This window comes from Mycobacterium sp. E802 (assembly GCF_001666875.1).
GTDB lineage: Bacteria > Actinomycetota > Actinomycetes > Mycobacteriales > Mycobacteriaceae > Mycobacterium.
On record NZ_LZJD01000130.1, the window covers coordinates 24,264 to 39,434 of the forward strand.

Sequence of the window (15,171 nt, forward strand, 5' to 3'; positions counted from 1 at the left end):
CGCCTACGGTAGTCGCCGACCAGCGTTTTTGACCAGGGATCACCCTCGGCACCACCAGCACCGGTATGCCAACCTTGAAGCGTGACGAACACACCCGTGTGCGTGCTGGGTCTCGGCCTCATCGGCGGTTCCCTCATGCGCGCCGCCGCCCGGACCGGCCGTGAGGTTTTTGGCTACAACCGGTCGGTGGAAGCCGTCGCGGCCGCGAAGTTCGACGGTTTCGACGCCACCGAGAACCTCGGCGAGGCGCTGCGCCGGGCCGCCGACCGCAACGCCCTGATCGTGCTGGCCGTGCCGATGCCCGCGCTGCCGCAGCTGCTCGAGCACGTCCGCGATACCGCGCCGCAGTGCCCGCTGACCGACGTCACGAGTGTCAAGGGCGCAGTCCTGGAAGAGGTCGGCAGGTTCGGATTGCTGCCGAACTTCGTCGGCGGCCATCCGATGGCGGGCACCGCGCACTCGGGCTGGGCGGCCGGCGACGCGAAGCTGTTCACCGGCGCGCCGTGGGTGGTCAGCGTCGACGATCACGTCGACGCGAAAGTGTGGACACTGGTCGCGCAGCTGGCGCTGGATTGCCACGCGGTCGTGGTGCCGGCCCGCTCCGATGAGCACGACGCCGCCGCGGCCACCATCTCCCACCTGCCGCACATGTTCGCCGAAACGCTGGCCCAGATCGCCGGCGAGGTGCCGCTGGCCTTCGCGCTGGCGGCCGGCTCTTTCCGTGACGGCACACGGGTGGCGGCCAGCGCACCCGACCTGGTGCGCGCCATGTGTGAGGCCAATGCCGACCAACTACTGCCCGCCTTGGAGCACGGCATCGAACTGCTCACCCGCGCCAAGGACACGTTGGCGGCCACGGGCTCGGTGGCCGATCTGGTCGAGACGGGTCACGCCGCCCGCATGCGTTATGACAGCTTCAGCCGGCCCGAGATCATCACCACGGTGGTCGGCGTCAACAACTGGCGCGCCGAGTTGGCGGCCGCCGGACGCGCCGGCGGGGTGATCAGATCCGCTCAGCCAGTCCTGGGTAATCCAGGATGAAGCCGTCGGCGTCCACCGTGATGGTGGTGTCGGCGATCGGCGAGTGCAGCTTCATCCCGGCCCCGGGCTCGCCGGTACTGCGGTACGTGATGTTGGCCGGCTCCACCGAGAAGTCCGGCAACCGCACATAGACCACCGGGACGGTCACCGTCTCAGCTTGCTGATGCAGGCCGGTCCGCCGGATCGGCAGTGCGTTGAAGAACGGGCTGAACACGACGTCGACATCGAGCGCACCACCGAAGTCCGACCGTTTGGTCTGGTTGTGATCCTGCACCAGCCACATGTTCTCCTCGTCACGCGCGATGGAGAGCTGACGCTCGCGCTCGGCCAGGGTGACCGACAGCGAGAGCCGCTTGGTGGCGCCCGTCTCATCGGTGACCAGGTCATAGGAAGCAGAGAACGCCGGGTGAGCCTCGGTGGCGGCAGCCACAATCCGGCCGTACGCCTTGATCCGGTTGCCCGACAACTGAACCCGAACCGATTCCATCCGAGGTTCCTCGTGCGCCCGCCACGTCAACACCGCAGGCCAGGCACTGTCCTTCTGGTCACTCACCCTCCTACCGTATGCGACGCCGCTCGGCCGTTGTAGTCGAGTCCAGAACTCCCGCGGTCGGCCCGCGCGGACCTCGAGTCGAGCACCACCTCGTCGTCGAGCAACGGCTGCGGCATCCGGCGCCATCCTCCCAACCGGCCACGACCGGGCACCGACAGCCACACCGCGAACGCAAGTGCGGCATCGAGGATCAGGGCCAGCGCGGTCACCATGAGCGCACCCACCAACGCGACGTGGAACTGGCGCACCTTGATCCCGTCGATCAGATACCGGCCGAGCCCACCGAGGCTGGCGTAGGCAGCCACCGTCGCGGTCGCCACGATCTGCAACGTCGCGGTGCGCAGCCCGCCCAGGATCAGCGGCAGCGCGTTGGGCACCTCGACCCGCAGCAGCACCCGGCGTTCGGTCATGCCCATCGACCGGGCCGCGTCCACCACGGTGGGATCGACATTCGCGACGCCGGCATAGGTGCCGGCCAGCAGCGGCGGGATACCCAGCAGCATCAGCGCGACCGTCGGCGGCACCAGCCCGAGCCCCCACAACAGCACGCCGAGCAACAGCACACCGAGGGTGGGTAGCGCGCGCAACGCATTGACCCCGGTGACGACGAGGAAGGTGCCCCGCCCGGTGTGCCCGATGAGCAGGCCGACGGGAATCGCGATCAGCGCCGAGGCCACCACCGCGACGACGGTGTACTCGAGGTGCTCGAGCAGACGGGCACCGAGGCCGGCGGGCCCGGCCCAATTGGCGGCGGTGAAGATGAAGTCGAGGGCCTGCTGCAGAAAGTTCATGCCGCGGCCCGAATCCGGGGAGTTCGCGGGCCGCGCGCGGTGCGGGTCCACGGTGTGATCGCCCGTCCCGTGAGCATGATGAGCGTGTCGATGACGATGGCCACCACGAAGATCGCGATGATCCCGGCGATGATCTGGTCGCTCTTGTTGGACTGATAGCCCTCGGTGAACCAGGTGCCCAGACCCCCGATGCCGATCACCGAACCGACCGACACCATCGAGATGTTGGTGACGGCGACCACCCGCAGACCGGCCACCAGCACCGGGATGGCCAGCGGAAGTTCCACCTTGAGCATCCGTACCAATGGCCGGTAACCGATCGCGGTGGCGGCGTCACGCACCGGCTCTCCTACCGCGTCGAGCGCCTCCGGAACTGCCCGCACCAACAGGGCCGTGGTGTAAAGCGTCAGCGCCACAATGACATTGGCCTCGTCCAGGATGCGGGTCGGGATGACCAGCGGCAGCACCACGAACAATGCCAGCGACGGGATGGTGAAGATGATGCTGGCGGTCAGGGTGGTCAGACGCCGCAGCGTCGTGGTGCGCTGAACCGCCGCGCCCAACGGGACCGCGATCAGCAGACCGAGCACGATCGGCACGAGCGACAACCGCAGGTGCACGACCGTCAGTGTCCACAGGTCGTCGAGGTGGTTCAGCAGGTACCGCATCACGGCTCCAATGCCGGGATCTGCCGTTGAGTCTTCAGGGCTGCCAGCACGTCTTCAGCCCGCACGCCGCCGATCACCTGCCCGTCGGCGTCGACGGCGACACCCAGGCCCGAGGGTGAGGACAGTGCCGCGTCCAGCGCCTGACGCAGGGTGCCGTCCGGCCGAAACAGCGAACCTCCGGCAATCGTGCTGTCGTACAACGATTTTCCGGCCCGATGCACGGTGACGCCCTCGGCGTTCACCCAGCCGTACGGGGAGCCGTCGGGCCTGGTGATCAGCACCCAGTCCGCAGGACCGAGCTGCAGCCCGTCGAGTTCGGCCTCGGCGACATGACGAATGGTGTGCAACGGCAGCCCGGTGGCATGGAAGAACTGCAACCCGCGGTAGCCGCGGTCGGCGCCGACGATCCCGGCCACCAGATCGTTGGCCGGATTGGACAACAGCCGGCCGGGCGAATCGTATTGCTGCAGCACTCCCCCGCGACCGAAGACGGCCACCAGGTCGGCGAGTTTGATCGCCTCGTCGACGTCGTGCGTGACGAACACGATCGTCTTGCGCAGTTCGCTCTGCAACCGCAGGATCTCGGTCTGAAGATCCTCCCGCACCACCGGGTCGACGGCGCTGAACGGCTCGTCCATCAACAGGATCGGCGGGTCGGCGGCCAAGGCCCGGGCCACCCCGACGCGCTGCTGCTGCCCGCCGGACAGCTGCGCCGGGTAACGGTCAGCCAGTTTCGGGTCCAGCCCCACCCGCTCCATCACCCCGATCGCGGCCTTGCGGGCGCTGCGCCGGGATTCACCCCGCAGCACCGGAACCGTCGCGACGTTGTCCACCACCCGCAGGTGCGGCATCAACCCGGCACTCTGGATCACATAGCCGATACCGAGCCGCAGCTTGACCGGGTCGACGGTGCTGATGTCGTCCCCGTTGACGGTGACGGTGCCCGACGTCGGATCGATCATCCGGTTGATCATCCGCATCGAGGTCGTCTTGCCGCAGCCTGACGGTCCGACGAAGACCGTCAACGTGCCCTGTGCCACTTCGAGATTGAGATTGTCGACGGCGACGGTGCCGTCGGGATACTGCTTGGTGACGTTCTCGAAGCTGATCATCTGGTCACCGGCTTGTCGAAACCGTTGTCCCGCACCCACTTTTCGGCGGCCTCGTCCGGGTCGACGCCGGCGTTGCCCTCTACTGCGGTGTTCAGTTCGATCAATGCTTCGGTGGTGAGTTTGGCCGACACCGCGTCGAGCACGGTCTTGAGTTCGTCCGACTTCTTCTGCGAGGCGACCAACGGCACCACGTTGGCGGCCAGGAAGGCGTTCTTCGGATCTTCCAGGACCACCAGATTGTGCTGCTCGATCGCCGGTGAGGTGCTGAAGATGTTCGCCGCGGTGACGGCGCCGCTGTTGAGTGCCTGCACGGTGGCCGGGCCGCCGCCATCGCTGATCGCGACGAAATTGGCCGGGGCGATGTCGAGGCCGTACCGCGACTTCAGGCCGACCAGACCGGTCTGACGGGTCTGGAATTCCGACGGTGCACCGACTTTCACCTCGGCCGAATGGGCGGCCAGGTCCGCGATCGTCTTCAGATTCCAGCGCTGGGCGGTCTCGGCGGTGACGGCCAGGGTGTCCTTGTCCTCGGCCGGTGAGGGCGACAGGATCGACAGATCCCCGGGCAACGCCTTGAACAGGGCCAGCAGCACGGCGTCCGGGGTGGTGGCGGTGGTGTGCTCGTCGAAATACTGCAGCAGGTTGCCGGTGTATTCGGGAATCAGATCGATCGAGTGATCCTGCACCGCAGGCACATACGTCTCCCGGCTGCCGATGCCGAACTGTCGGCGGACCTGAAAGTCGTTGGCCTCCAAGGCCTGGGCGTAGATCTCGGCGACGATCTTGGACTCCGGGAAGTCGGCAGACCCGACGGTGATCGTCAACAGATCACCCGAGATCTCTCCACCACCCAGCGGATTCGCGCTGCCGCACGCCACAGCCCACGGCAGCACCAGGGCGAGCAGGGTCATCGCGGTGGCCAGGGTTCTGCGCGGCACAGGCGCGTCCTTTCGGCGACGGCGGCTCGACGATCAGCCACTGACGACCCTAACGCCCACACCCGACATGCCGCCCGCTTTACCTCGGGGTGTTTGCTTTGCCGCCGTTAGGGGCAAAGATGGCAGAATGACCAGCGATCAACCTGTATCGCCCGATTTGCCAGAGCCGGCGCCGTACACACCGGGTACGCCACTGCCCGACGACGGCAAACCCGAGCCCGGCAAAACGCCTGCCAAATCCGGTAAGGCCACCGAACCCAAGCTCACCCGCGCCGCGGCCTTGTGGACAGCACTGATCCTGGGTTTCCTGGTGCTGATCGTGCTGTTGATCTTCATCGCGCAGAACACCGAGCCGGTGCCGCTGACGTTCCTCGGCTGGCACTGGTCGTTGCCGACGGGCGTGGCCATCTTGGGCGCGGCGGTGGCCGGCGGGTTGTTGACCGTGGCCGCCGGGTCGGCGCGGATCTTCCAGTTGCGCCGGGCCGCCAAGAAGAATTTCAAGGCCGCCCAGCGCGGCTGACGCTAGCCCACGGCGCGCAGGCCCGCCGCGATCAGAGGTGCCACGGCCTCGCCGACATGCTCGGGGCCGTCGGCCCCCTCGCGCCGTCGATAGTCGATGCCGGCGGCGATGATGGCCAGCTTGAAATCGGCCAGCGCCATGTAGAAGTCCCAGTGCGCCAGCTCGCGCCCGGACACCTTGGCGTACCGGTTGGCCAGTTCGTCGGCCGTGGGCAGTAACTCGGAGGTCCAGGCGGCGTCGGCATGGACGTGGCCGAACATCGGGTCGCGGTACACACACATCAGCGCGGTGTCGGACAGCGGGTCACCGAGGGTCGACATTTCCCAGTCGAGCACCGCGCGCACCACGGTGGCGTCCTGGGCGTCGAGGATCGTGTTGTCGATCCGGTAGTCCCCGTGCACGATCGAGGTGCCGCTCTGCGGCGGAACCGCCTCGGACAGCGCCTGATGCAGGCGTTTGACGTCGTCGTCGCGCGGATCGTCGGGTAACCGGACCAGGTCCCACTGCGAGCCCCAGCGGCGCACCTGGCGGGCCAGGTAGCCGTCGGGTTTGCCGAAGTCTCCGAGGCCGACCTCGGCCGGATCGACCGCGTGCAGGTCGGCCAGCGCCTGGATCAGCGCGTCGACGCAGCCGTCGATCACGCTCTGATCCCCCAACGCTTCGAGTTCTGGGGCGGTGCGCACCACCCGGCCCTCGACGTGCTCGACCATCTGGAACGGCGCCCCCAACACCGAGTCGTCGTTGCGCATGGTCACCGCGCGGGCGACGGGGACGGCGGTACCGGCCAGCGCCGCCACCACCTTGTACTCGCGGGCCATGTCGTGTGCCGAGGGAGTCAGACCGTGCAGCGGCGGACGGCGCAGCACCCACGCCGAGGCGTCGTCGTACACCCGGAAGGTGAGGTTGGATCGGCCGCCGGCGATGAGTTCAGCGCGGAGCTCACCGCTGCGGGCGATGCCCTCGGAACGCAGGTGCCGGTCCAGGGCGATGAGGTCGAGCCCCTCGAGATTCGTCACGGTCTTTGTTTACCAGGTTAGATTTCTCGGCAGCAGATCCCATACATGTTCGGTGCCGTTGACCGACGCGACGGCCAGCCGCCCCGAGCGCGACGACAGCACCCGGGTCACCGAGGCGTAGTCCACATGGAACGACAGCAACCGCTCGGTCTGCAGGATCCGGTGCAGCAACACATTGATCACCCCGCCGTGGCTGAACACCGCGACCGTCTCGTCATGGCTGCCTGCGGTGACCAGGTCCTCGACGGCGGCACCAATGCGCGCCAGAAACGCCGTCTCGTCCACGCTGCTGGGCAGGTGACCGCTGGCCAGGCGGGCCAATTCCTCGGGGTTTTCCTTGGCGATGTCCTCGATCGGGACGTAATGCGACATGTCGCGGTCGTACTCGGCGAGTCGCTCGTCGACATCGACCGGCAGGCCCAGTGCCTTCGACAGCGGTCCGGCGGTCTGGATGGCGCGCCGCTGCGGGCTGCTGACCAGCCGGCTGACCGGGAACCGGGACAGCGCGGCCGGAAGGCGCTCGGCTTGGGCGAGACCGTCCGGCGACAGGTCGGGGTCGGACCCTTGACCCGGCTCGCTGCGCAGCGGTAGAGCATGTCGGACCAGAAGCAGTTGCACCGTGCCACCATAGGGCCGCGGTGCGCGACGGCCGGAGAGGGTCAACATGGGATACGCCGACGAGTTGTTCGATCTGAGCGGCCGGGTCGTCCTGGTCACCGGTGGCAGCCGGGGCCTCGGCCGGGAGATCGCGATGGGGGCGGCGCGCTGCGGCGCCGATGTGGTGATCGCGAGCCGCAACCTGGATTCCTGTGTCACCACGGCCGAGGAGATCGTGGCCGCCACGGGTCGGGCCGCCCTGCCGTATGCCGTGCATGTGGGCCGGTGGGATCAACTCGACGGGTTGGTCGAGGCCGCCTATGACCGGTTCGGGAAGGTCGACGTATTGGTCAACAACGCGGGGATGTCACCGCTGTACGAATCGTTGGGCGCGGTGACCGAGAAACTCTTCGACTCGGTGTTCAACCTGAATCTCAAAGGGCCGTTCCGGCTCTCGGCGTTGCTCGGTGAGCGCATGGTGGCCGACGGCGGCGGCGCGATTATCAACGTCAGCTCGTCCGGATCCCTGCGCCCCGACCAGTACATGCTGCCGTACGCCGCGGCCAAGGCCGGGTTGAACGCTATGACCGAAGGGCTGGCCAAGGCCTTCGGTCCGACCGTGCGGGTCAACACTCTGATGGCCGGACCGTTCCTCACCGACGTCAGCAAGTCCTGGGACATGACCGGTGAGCCGTTCGGCCACCTGGCTTTGCAGCGGGTCGGCAATCCGCCCGAAATCGTCGGTGCGGCACTGTTTCTGATGTCGGACGCGTCGAGCTTCACCACCGGTTCGATCCTGCGGGTGGATGGCGGCCTGCCCTGAGCCGCGCACGGTATGGTGACTCAGACAGCAAACTTGTCATGACAACCTGACCGGAGGGTGGAGCGATGTCGGAGCCGCGGTCGCGCCACGAACACGTCGCGGCCGAACTTCGCCGGCGCATCAGACGGCGGGACTACGCCATCGGTCAGCCGCTGCCCGCCGAGAGCGCGCTGTGTGCCGAGTTCGACGTATCCCGCGGGCCGGTGCGCCAGGCCCTGGCCACGCTGAAGAACGAAGGGCTGATCCGGGTGTCCCGCGGCAAACCCGCGGTGGTGCGCAGCCACGACGCCACCCAGACCCTGGACACGTTCACCCCGTTCACCCAGTGGGCCGAGCGCGCCGGACGCACCGCAGGTAACCGCACGATCGAGGTGGCCCGGCGCCGCCCGTCCGAAACCGCAATCGAGGCTTTGGGTTTGACGGCTGAGGACTTCGTGGTCGACGTGCTGCGGGTGCGGCTTCTCGACGGTGAACCGGCGATGATCGAGCGCAGCACGTTCATCGACTCCGTGGGTTCGATGCTGTTCGAGTTCGACACGGACTCCGGCTCGATGACCGATTACCTGGCCGGCCGTGGCGTGTACTTCGACTCGATGGAGCACGTGCTCGACGCAGTGGCCGCCGGGCCCGAGGACGCCGCCAACCTCGGAATCCCGCCCGGCAGCCCGCTTCTGCGTGAGCGTCGGGTCTCCCGCGATCAGCATGGCGTGGTGTTCGAATGTGCCGACGACCGGTACCGCCCCGACATGGTCATGTTCAGCATCGTCAACGCGCGCACCAAGTTCTCGCCCGCCGGTTAGTCCGCGGCCGGCATCCGGTTCCAGTGCGGCAGGAGCAGCAGCATGGAAAGCAGTGCAGCACCGGCAAATCCGTAGAACAGGGCCGAGGTGCCGAGGTAGCCGGGGAGCAACCCACCCAGGATCGCGCCGACCGAACCGCAGCAGTTGATGAACCCGGCCGCAGTGCCGGCATGCTTGGAGGTTCCGAAGTCGACCGCCGCGACGCAGGAGATCATCGCGTCGGCGCCGTAGACGCTCAGGCCGATCACGCCGAGCACGATCACCATGACCCAGGCGTTTCCGGTCGCGGTCAGCGGGCCAAACAAGGCCAGCACCGCCACCAGGATCCCCAGGCTGATCACGCAGGCGGGCACGCGCCGTGCACTGAACACCCGGTCGGAGATCCGGCCCAGCAGGATCGGGGCGACGACGCCGGCGACGCCGAATGCCACCGGGATCGTCACGGCCTGGAACTTGTCCCCGTCGGCGAGACGTTCGGCGACGATCACCGGGCCCCACAGCAAGATCGCGTACCGCGCCGGTTTCAGCAGAAAATACGACGCACCAAGGGTTCTCACCATCCGGTCACGCAGCACGACCGACAGCGAGTCGCGCCAGGACGCCTTCGGTTCTGCGACGGCCTCCGCGTCGGGCGAGTCGTCGAGTTCGACGCCTTCTCGGGCATCCTGACCCGCGCGGTACTCCTCGATCGGCGGCAGCCCGACATCCTGCGGCCGGTTGCGCTGGAGCATCAGGACGAGGACGAACACCCCGGCCACCACGGCAGCCCCGGTGAAGAACGCCGCCCGCCATGAGCCGAAGACGTCATAGGCGGCCCACCCCAGGACCGGAGCGGCCACCAGACCGCCGAATGCGTAGTTGGTGCTCCACAGGCCCAGCACGCGGCCGCGTTCTCCGATCGAGAAGAACTGGGCCATGTTGCTCAGCGTCGGGGACCAACCGGTGGACTGGGCCAGCCCTTGGACGATCATGAGCGGCAGCAGGAACACCAGCGCGGGCAGCAAGCCCATGAACACGGTGGCGACCGCCGAGATCGCCAGGCCACCGAGGATCACCACCCGGGGACCGAACCGGTCGGAAACCTGGCCCCAGACGAACTGCCCGGCGGCATACGCCGCGAGGTAGGCGGCGTCGAGGTTGGCCAGGGTGCTCTTGGTCAGGCTGGTGCTGAGAATCGGGTCTTCGAGAATGCCCAGTTTGGCCACCGAGAAGGCCTGTCGGGTGAAATAGAAGCCGGCATAGGCGATCCAGGTGACGGCGAAGATCTGTATCCGCCAACGGCGGTAGCGCACAGCGGTTGACGGGTCGGTGGAAGTCGTTGCTTGGGTCATGAGAATGCACCTCTGGTGGGTGTGCTGCAGACGGTGTGCTGACGGGCCGGGGCAGATAGCCGAGTGAGTTGGCCGAACGTCACACGCAGGTTTCTCGGATGAGAACGACGTGAAGAAGCGGTTGCGGCGGTCGGGAGGCGGGGCCTGCGACCGACCGCCGCGCGATCAGTGAGCTACCGCAGCGCGGCCACCAGGGCGGGCAGATCGGCGACGCTGTCGAGGATGTGCGTGGCACCCGCCTCGGACAGTTGTGCCCGGTTGTGGGCACCGGTGAGCACCCCGATCGAGGCGCGGGCCCCGGCGCGCAGCCCGCAGATGACGTCCGAGGAACTGTCGCCCAGAACGATCATCGAACGCACCGAATCGGTTTCGGTCTGCATCAGCGCGGTCAGCGGCATGTCCGGATACGGCCGGCCCCGCACGCCCGGGGACGGGCAGAGCACCACGTCGGCGAGGTTGTGCCACCCCAGCGCGTCGATGATGGCCGACTGGGTTTCTTTGGCGAAGCCGGTCGTCAGTGCGGTCTTGACCCCGGCCGACCGCAAGGAGGTGATGACGTCTTCGGCTCCGGGGATCGGACTGCAGTTACCCTCGGAGACCAATTGGGCGTAGCAGCGCTCGAATTCCTTGTTCGCGGCCTGGGCTTGCTCTTCGTTTCCTTTGGCCAGGTGACGGAACACCATGATCTTGGACTGCCCCATGGTGTCGGAGACGTAGCGCAGCATCTCCTGCCGATCGGCCTCCGTCTTCGACAGGCCGGCATGGCTGTCGGCGGCCAGGAATGACTGCTGCACCAGCCCGCTGTCCTCGACAGTGGTCCCGGCCATGTCGAACACGACCAGACCGATTGAATCAGTTGCTTTGGCACTCAATGGTTTAACCTTTCCTTTGATCGTTCAGGCGGGTGCGACGACTTTGTCGCGGGTCAGCGCGTTCTCGACGCTGTCGTAGGCGAGGCCCATGCTGGTGGTCATGCCGATACCGGTGGTGACGGTGACGACGTGGGTGCCCTCGATGGGCTCTTCGATCAGGAACTCCTGCCCTGGCGCCGACGTGTATATCCCCTGCCAGCGCTCGGAGACGTCGATCTCCTTGGTTCCGAACAGTTTCCGGGCTTCTTCGAGGAGGACGGCGAACCCCTCTTCGGATTGGAAGGGCGGCGCGGAGACGTCGCGGTAGTGGGTATCACCGATCAGCAGTGAGCCGTCGGGCTGCGGGGTGTACATCTGGTGCAGGTCGATCGCGACATAGTCGGGATGCTCGGCACGCAGCCGCTGGGCGACGGCCTCAGTGGAGGGCAGGTTCTCGAAACCGGAGTAGCGCAGCAACGACCACCCGGTGAACAACGGTGCGGGCAGCGCGAAAGCCAGCGGTAGGCGCGCCCGCAGCATGTGCAGGCGGCAGCGCAGCAGGCCGTCCCGTTCGGCGAGGTGCGGGAAGAGGCGGTCGATGTCGTAGTTGACCGTGACGAAGGTCGTCGTCGCCCGCAACGGCGCGCGTGAAGTGTGCACGACACCGGGTTCGAAACCGACAGCCGCAGTGCGCCAATGGAAGTCGACCCCCTCGTGGGCCAGCCAACGGGCGATCGACGGGGCCGCCGCGCGGGGGTCGACCTGCAGGTCGTTCGGCAGGTACATGCCACCGGTCACGCGGTCGCCAACCACCGGGATTCGCTCCAGGATCTGATCACGGCTCAGCAACCGCACCTCGGACGGCTCACGGGTAGTGGCGAACTCGCGCATCACGGCAAGTTCGTCGTCATGACGCGCCACCACGAAGGTGCCGGATTCGGCCGACCAGAAGCCGGCTTTGCGCGACAGGTCGAGCCAGTGCTGGCGCCCGGTGCGGCCGTAGTCCCGCGCGACACCGGACTGCGCAGTGATGCAGGCATGGCCGAAGTTCTGCACCGACGCACCGACGATGCCGTCGGCGTGGTCGACGACGGCGACGCTGAGTCCGCGCTGATGCGCGTGGTAGGCGTGCGCCAGACCGACGATGCCGGCGCCGACGACCACGACGTCGTAGCTCTGATTTCCCATGCGGATACTGTGGTCCGCATCACCACACTTGTCAATACAAGTGGAGAATTTTTACCTGGTGTCTATATATGTAAGGTTTCGTTCACCTCACGGCGTGACGATGTCGAAGTTGGGATCCGGCCGGTCCAGCGCCGACAGCAGGGCCTGCAAGGCCTCAGCGTCACCGGTGACCTCCAGGCCGGGTGAGGTCGCGTCACCCGCGATGACGGCCAGCAGCCGCAGCTTGTTTGCCAGCGTCACGGTGACGTGCGCACTCGCTCCGTCCGCCGTGGTTTTGCGGTAGACCAGCACTCCATTGCGGACGGTCAGCCGGTAGTTGACGGCGGCATCCAGGAAGGTCACGTCGATGGCCAGATCGAGATCCCACGCCCGCGGACCATTGATGCTGATCGCGAGGACGTCGAACATCTGCTCCGGACTCAGCTGGGCGAGCATCGTCGGCGCGGTCACCTGACCGACGGTGCCGACCTTGCCGTCGCGCAGTTCCTTGGCGCCGGTGAGGAAGAAGTTGCGCCACGTGGCGTTCTCTGCGCCGTAGGCCAGCTGCTCAAAGGTGTCGGCGTACAGCGTCCGGGCGTCGGCATGATCGGCATCGGTGAACATCACGTGATCCAGAAGCGTTGCCGCCCAGCGGAAATCGCCCTCGTCGAACGCCTTACGGGCCAGCTCGACGACCCGGTCGATTCCGCCCATCGCCTCGACGTAGCGGGGTGCGAGCGCTTCGGGCGGGTGCGGCCACAGCCGGCCGGGGTTGCCGTCGAACCAGCCCATGTAGCGCTGGTAGATCGCCTTGACGTTGTGGTTGACCGACCCGTAGTAACCGCGGGCGTGCCAGGCTTTTTCCAGCGCGGGCGGCAGCTGGAACTGCTCGGCGATCTCTGCTCCGGTGTAGCCCTGGTTCAGCTGACGCAGCGTCTGGTCGTGCAAGTAGGCGTACAGATCCCGTTGCAACGACAGGAATTCCACGATCCGCTCCCGGCCCCAGGTAGGCCAGTGGTGCGAGGCGAAGACGACGTCGGCGCGGTCGGCGAACGTGTCGATGGCCTCGGTGAGGTAACCCGCCCAGGCGTGCGGATCACGCACCAACGCACCGCGCAGGGTCAGCAGGTTGTGCAGATTGTGGGTGGCATTCTCGGCCATACACAGCGCACGGAACTTGGGAAAGTAGAAGTGCATCTCGGCCGGCGCCTCGGTGCCGGGCGCCATTTGGAACTCGATCTCGACACCGTCGATCGTGTGCGTCTCACCGGTGCGGCGGATGTCGACCGTCGGAACGATCATCGCTACCTCACCCGTCGAGCCCACCTGCCCCAGCCCGCAGCCCACCTGCCCTTGCGGCCCGCGCGAGAGCCCCATGCCGTACATGTAGGTGGCGCGCCGGGTCATCGCCGTCCCGGCATAGACGTTCTCCTGCACCGCGTGTTCGACGAAGCCCTCGGGTGCCAGCACCGCAACCTTGCCCGCATCGACGTCGGCCTGGTTGGTGACACCCAGAACTCCGCCGAAGTGATCGCCGTGGCTGTGCGTGTAGATCACGGCAACCACCGGCCGGTCCCCGCGGTGTTCGCGGTACAGACCCAAGGCCGCCGCGGCCACCTCGGTGGAGAGCAACGGATCGATGACGATGACACCGGTGCCACCCTCGACGAAGCTGATGTTCGAAATATCCAGTCCGCGCACCTGATAGATGCCTGGAACAACCTCGTACAGGCCCTGTTTGGCGCACAGCTGCGACTGCCGCCACAAGCTCGGGTGCACCGACGTCGGCGCATCGCCCTCGAGGAACGTATACGCGTCGTTGTCCCACACCACCGTTCCGTCCGCGGATCTCACTACGCACGGGACCAGCGCCGCGATGAAGCCGCGGTCGGTGTCCTCGAAATCACGGGTGTCCTCGAACGGCAGGCTCTTCAGATGTTCACGATGGGCGGCTTCGATGACCGCGGCGGGTGACTTCTGCTCCATACGAAGAGCCTGCCACCTCAGGGTGTCCGCGTCACGAACGTTCGAGTGGGTGCAGACTGACCTCGGACAGCACACCGGCACTGATACGCGCCGTCATGTACGTGCAGTACGGCTGGCGTCGACGATCGGTCGGCGACCCTGGATTCAGCAGGCGCAAGCCGGTTTTCGCGGTGGTGTCCCACGGAATGTGGCTGTGCCCGAAGACCAGGACATCGGTTCCGGGGTAGTCCCGCGCCATCCTGGCCTCCCGGCCGGTGGCTGCACCGGTCTCGTGGACGACGGTCAACCGCACCCCGTCCAGCGTCACGTCGGCACGCTCGGGGAGCCGCCTGCGGAGTTCGGCCCTGTCGTTGTTGCCCCAACAGCCGATCAGGCGGGCCGCACGCGCGCTCAGCGCGTCGAGCAGGGCGACGTCCACCCAATCACCGGCGTGGACAACGACATCGGCCCGATCCACCTCGTCCCACACCTGAGCCGGCAGATCTTTGGCACGCTTGGGTACATGAGTGTCGGCAATGAGCAGCAGCCGCATCCAGCCGACCCTACGTGACAGACGTGTCTGCACGTGGGAGGCCGGCGCCACGTCCTACACTCCCCCCATGGAGCTACTACGCAACGTAGTTGTTTATGCGCATCTGATCGGTTTCGCCGTCATGGTCGGCGCCTGGGTGGCCGAGGCGGCGGCCCGCCGTTTCGAGATCACCCGGGTGATGGATTACGGCATCACCCTCTCCCTTGTCACCGGTCTGGCCCTGGCCGCGCCGTGGCCGGCCGGCATCGAGCTGAACTACCCCAAGCTCGCCACCAAGCTCGTCATCCTCGTCGCGCTCGGCGCGGTGCTGGGCATCGGACGGGCACGGCAGCGTCGTACCGGTCGGCCGGTCATGCCGCTGTTCGTCGCCGCCGGTGTACTGCCGCTGCTCGCAGCCGGGATCGCCGTCCTCTGGACCTGAGGTCACGGCCGAACCTGAGACCGT

17 protein-coding genes are annotated in these 15,171 nt (G+C 67.0%); 5 read left to right on the forward strand and 12 right to left on the reverse strand.

Going from position 1 to position 15,171, the window contains the following annotated elements; translation table 11 throughout:
• The first annotated feature begins 96 nt into the window (after nt 1–96).
• Nucleotides 97–1,041 carry a prephenate dehydrogenase gene (locus A5699_RS18895; RefSeq protein WP_067772127.1) on the forward strand — a complete coding sequence of 315 codons (945 nt, stop codon included), beginning with the start codon at nt 97–99 and terminating at the stop codon, nt 1,039–1,041.
• On the opposite strand, the gene A5699_RS18900 is transcribed toward A5699_RS18895, so the two are convergent.
• From A5699_RS18900 to A5699_RS18920, 5 genes are read right to left on the reverse strand one after another with little or no spacing between them, the layout of a single operon-like run.
• A complete protein-coding gene (locus tag A5699_RS18900; RefSeq protein ID WP_067772130.1) occupies nt 1,004–1,594 on the reverse strand; it encodes a putative glycolipid-binding domain-containing protein in 591 nt (196 codons plus the stop codon). The genes A5699_RS18895 and A5699_RS18900 overlap by 38 nt on opposite strands.
• Nucleotides 1,591–2,385: an ABC transporter permease gene (locus A5699_RS18905; RefSeq protein WP_067772134.1), complete on the reverse strand. Its 795-nt coding sequence runs from the start codon at nt 2,383–2,385 to the stop codon at nt 1,591–1,593. Before A5699_RS18905 ends, A5699_RS18900 begins: the two co-directional genes overlap by 4 nt.
• Nucleotides 2,382–3,053: an ABC transporter permease gene (locus A5699_RS18910; RefSeq protein WP_067772240.1), complete on the reverse strand. Its 672-nt coding sequence runs from the start codon at nt 3,051–3,053 to the stop codon at nt 2,382–2,384. The genes A5699_RS18905 and A5699_RS18910 overlap by 4 nt, the downstream gene beginning before the upstream one ends.
• Nucleotides 3,053–4,165 (reverse strand): ABC transporter ATP-binding protein, encoded by a 1,113-nt coding sequence (locus tag A5699_RS18915; protein ID WP_067772137.1) that lies wholly within the window; start codon nt 4,163–4,165, stop codon nt 3,053–3,055. Before A5699_RS18915 ends, A5699_RS18910 begins: the two co-directional genes overlap by 1 nt.
• A complete protein-coding gene (locus A5699_RS18920) occupies nt 4,162–5,076 on the reverse strand; it encodes an ABC transporter substrate-binding protein (protein ID WP_067772243.1) in 915 nt (304 codons plus the stop codon). Before A5699_RS18920 ends, A5699_RS18915 begins: the two co-directional genes overlap by 4 nt.
• Nucleotides 5,077–5,230: 154 nt before the next feature.
• On the opposite strand from A5699_RS18920, the gene A5699_RS18925 reads away from it, so the two are divergent.
• Complete coding sequence (locus tag A5699_RS18925) at nt 5,231–5,623, forward strand: lipopolysaccharide assembly LapA domain-containing protein (protein WP_067772139.1); 393 nt, start codon at nt 5,231–5,233, stop codon at nt 5,621–5,623.
• A 2-nt stretch (nt 5,624–5,625) separates the two neighbouring features.
• On the opposite strand, the gene A5699_RS18930 is transcribed toward A5699_RS18925, so the two are convergent.
• Both A5699_RS18930 and A5699_RS18935 read right to left on the reverse strand, forming a co-directional pair.
• Nucleotides 5,626–6,639, reverse strand: coding sequence for a phosphotransferase family protein (locus A5699_RS18930; protein ID WP_067772142.1), 1,014 nt, complete (start codon nt 6,637–6,639; stop codon nt 5,626–5,628).
• 9 nt (nt 6,640–6,648) lie between these two features.
• On the reverse strand, nt 6,649–7,257 hold the full coding sequence (locus tag A5699_RS18935) for a histidine phosphatase family protein (protein ID WP_067772246.1): 609 nt from the start codon (nt 7,255–7,257) through the stop codon (nt 6,649–6,651).
• Between the two features lie 46 nt (nt 7,258–7,303).
• On the opposite strand from A5699_RS18935, the gene A5699_RS18940 reads away from it, so the two are divergent.
• Both A5699_RS18940 and A5699_RS18945 read left to right on the forward strand, forming a co-directional pair.
• Entirely contained in the window at nt 7,304–8,059 is a 756-nt protein-coding gene (locus A5699_RS18940; protein WP_067772145.1) for an SDR family NAD(P)-dependent oxidoreductase, read from the forward strand.
• Nucleotides 8,060–8,124: 65 nt separating this feature from the next.
• The gene (locus A5699_RS18945) at nt 8,125–8,859 is read left to right on the forward strand and encodes a GntR family transcriptional regulator (protein WP_067772148.1); all 735 of its coding nucleotides are present in this window, start codon (nt 8,125–8,127) and stop codon (nt 8,857–8,859) included.
• Here the strand turns inward: A5699_RS18945 and A5699_RS18950 are convergent.
• The 5 genes from A5699_RS18950 to A5699_RS18970 form a co-directional block, all read right to left on the reverse strand.
• A complete protein-coding gene (locus A5699_RS18950) occupies nt 8,856–10,190 on the reverse strand; it encodes an MFS transporter (RefSeq protein WP_067772151.1) in 1,335 nt (444 codons plus the stop codon). The two genes, A5699_RS18945 and A5699_RS18950, sit on opposite strands and share 4 nt — an antisense overlap.
• A gap of 173 nt (nt 10,191–10,363) precedes the next feature.
• A complete protein-coding gene (locus A5699_RS18955; protein WP_067772249.1) occupies nt 10,364–11,017 on the reverse strand; it encodes a phosphonatase-like hydrolase in 654 nt (217 codons plus the stop codon).
• A gap of 69 nt (nt 11,018–11,086) precedes the next feature.
• On the reverse strand, nt 11,087–12,229 hold the full coding sequence (locus A5699_RS18960) for a TIGR03364 family FAD-dependent oxidoreductase (protein WP_067772154.1): 1,143 nt from the start codon (nt 12,227–12,229) through the stop codon (nt 11,087–11,089).
• 87 nt (nt 12,230–12,316) lie between these two features.
• Nucleotides 12,317–14,194, reverse strand: a complete 1,878-nt coding sequence (locus A5699_RS18965; protein ID WP_067772157.1) for an alkyl/aryl-sulfatase — start codon at nt 14,192–14,194, stop codon at nt 12,317–12,319.
• Nucleotides 14,195–14,225: 31 nt separating this feature from the next.
• Nucleotides 14,226–14,726, reverse strand: a complete 501-nt coding sequence (locus A5699_RS18970; RefSeq protein WP_067772161.1) for a metallophosphoesterase — start codon at nt 14,724–14,726, stop codon at nt 14,226–14,228.
• 67 nt (nt 14,727–14,793) lie between these two features.
• Between A5699_RS18970 and A5699_RS18975 the strand changes: the two genes are divergently transcribed.
• Nucleotides 14,794–15,147, forward strand: coding sequence for a Fe-S protein (locus tag A5699_RS18975; protein ID WP_067772164.1), 354 nt, complete (start codon nt 14,794–14,796; stop codon nt 15,145–15,147).
• The last annotated feature ends 24 nt before the right edge of the window (nt 15,148–15,171 follow it).

Bases quoted from the DNA above. Each gene is read 5' to 3' on its own strand.
- A5699_RS18905 (WP_067772134.1), bottom strand. From the start codon at position 2,385: ATGAACTTTCTGCAGCAGGCCCTCGACTTCATCTTCACCGCCGCCAAT.
- A5699_RS18910 (WP_067772240.1), bottom strand. From the start codon at position 3,053: ATGCGGTACCTGCTGAACCACCTCGACGACCTGTGGACACTGACGGTC.
- A5699_RS18915 (WP_067772137.1), bottom strand. From the start codon at position 4,165: ATGATCAGCTTCGAGAACGTCACCAAGCAGTATCCCGACGGCACCGTC.
- A5699_RS18920 (WP_067772243.1), bottom strand. From the start codon at position 5,076: ATGACCCTGCTCGCCCTGGTGCTGCCGTGGGCTGTGGCGTGCGGCAGC.
- A5699_RS18925 (WP_067772139.1), top strand. From the start codon at position 5,231: ATGACCAGCGATCAACCTGTATCGCCCGATTTGCCAGAGCCGGCGCCG.
- A5699_RS18940 (WP_067772145.1), top strand. From the start codon at position 7,304: ATGGGATACGCCGACGAGTTGTTCGATCTGAGCGGCCGGGTCGTCCTG.
- A5699_RS18945 (WP_067772148.1), top strand. From the start codon at position 8,125: ATGTCGGAGCCGCGGTCGCGCCACGAACACGTCGCGGCCGAACTTCGC.
- A5699_RS18950 (WP_067772151.1), bottom strand. From the start codon at position 10,190: ATGACCCAAGCAACGACTTCCACCGACCCGTCAACCGCTGTGCGCTAC.
- A5699_RS18955 (WP_067772249.1), bottom strand. From the start codon at position 11,017: ATGGCCGGGACCACTGTCGAGGACAGCGGGCTGGTGCAGCAGTCATTC.
- A5699_RS18960 (WP_067772154.1), bottom strand. From the start codon at position 12,229: ATGGGAAATCAGAGCTACGACGTCGTGGTCGTCGGCGCCGGCATCGTC.
- A5699_RS18965 (WP_067772157.1), bottom strand. From the start codon at position 14,194: ATGGAGCAGAAGTCACCCGCCGCGGTCATCGAAGCCGCCCATCGTGAA.
- A5699_RS18970 (WP_067772161.1), bottom strand. From the start codon at position 14,726: ATGCGGCTGCTGCTCATTGCCGACACTCATGTACCCAAGCGTGCCAAA.
- A5699_RS18975 (WP_067772164.1), top strand. From the start codon at position 14,794: ATGGAGCTACTACGCAACGTAGTTGTTTATGCGCATCTGATCGGTTTC.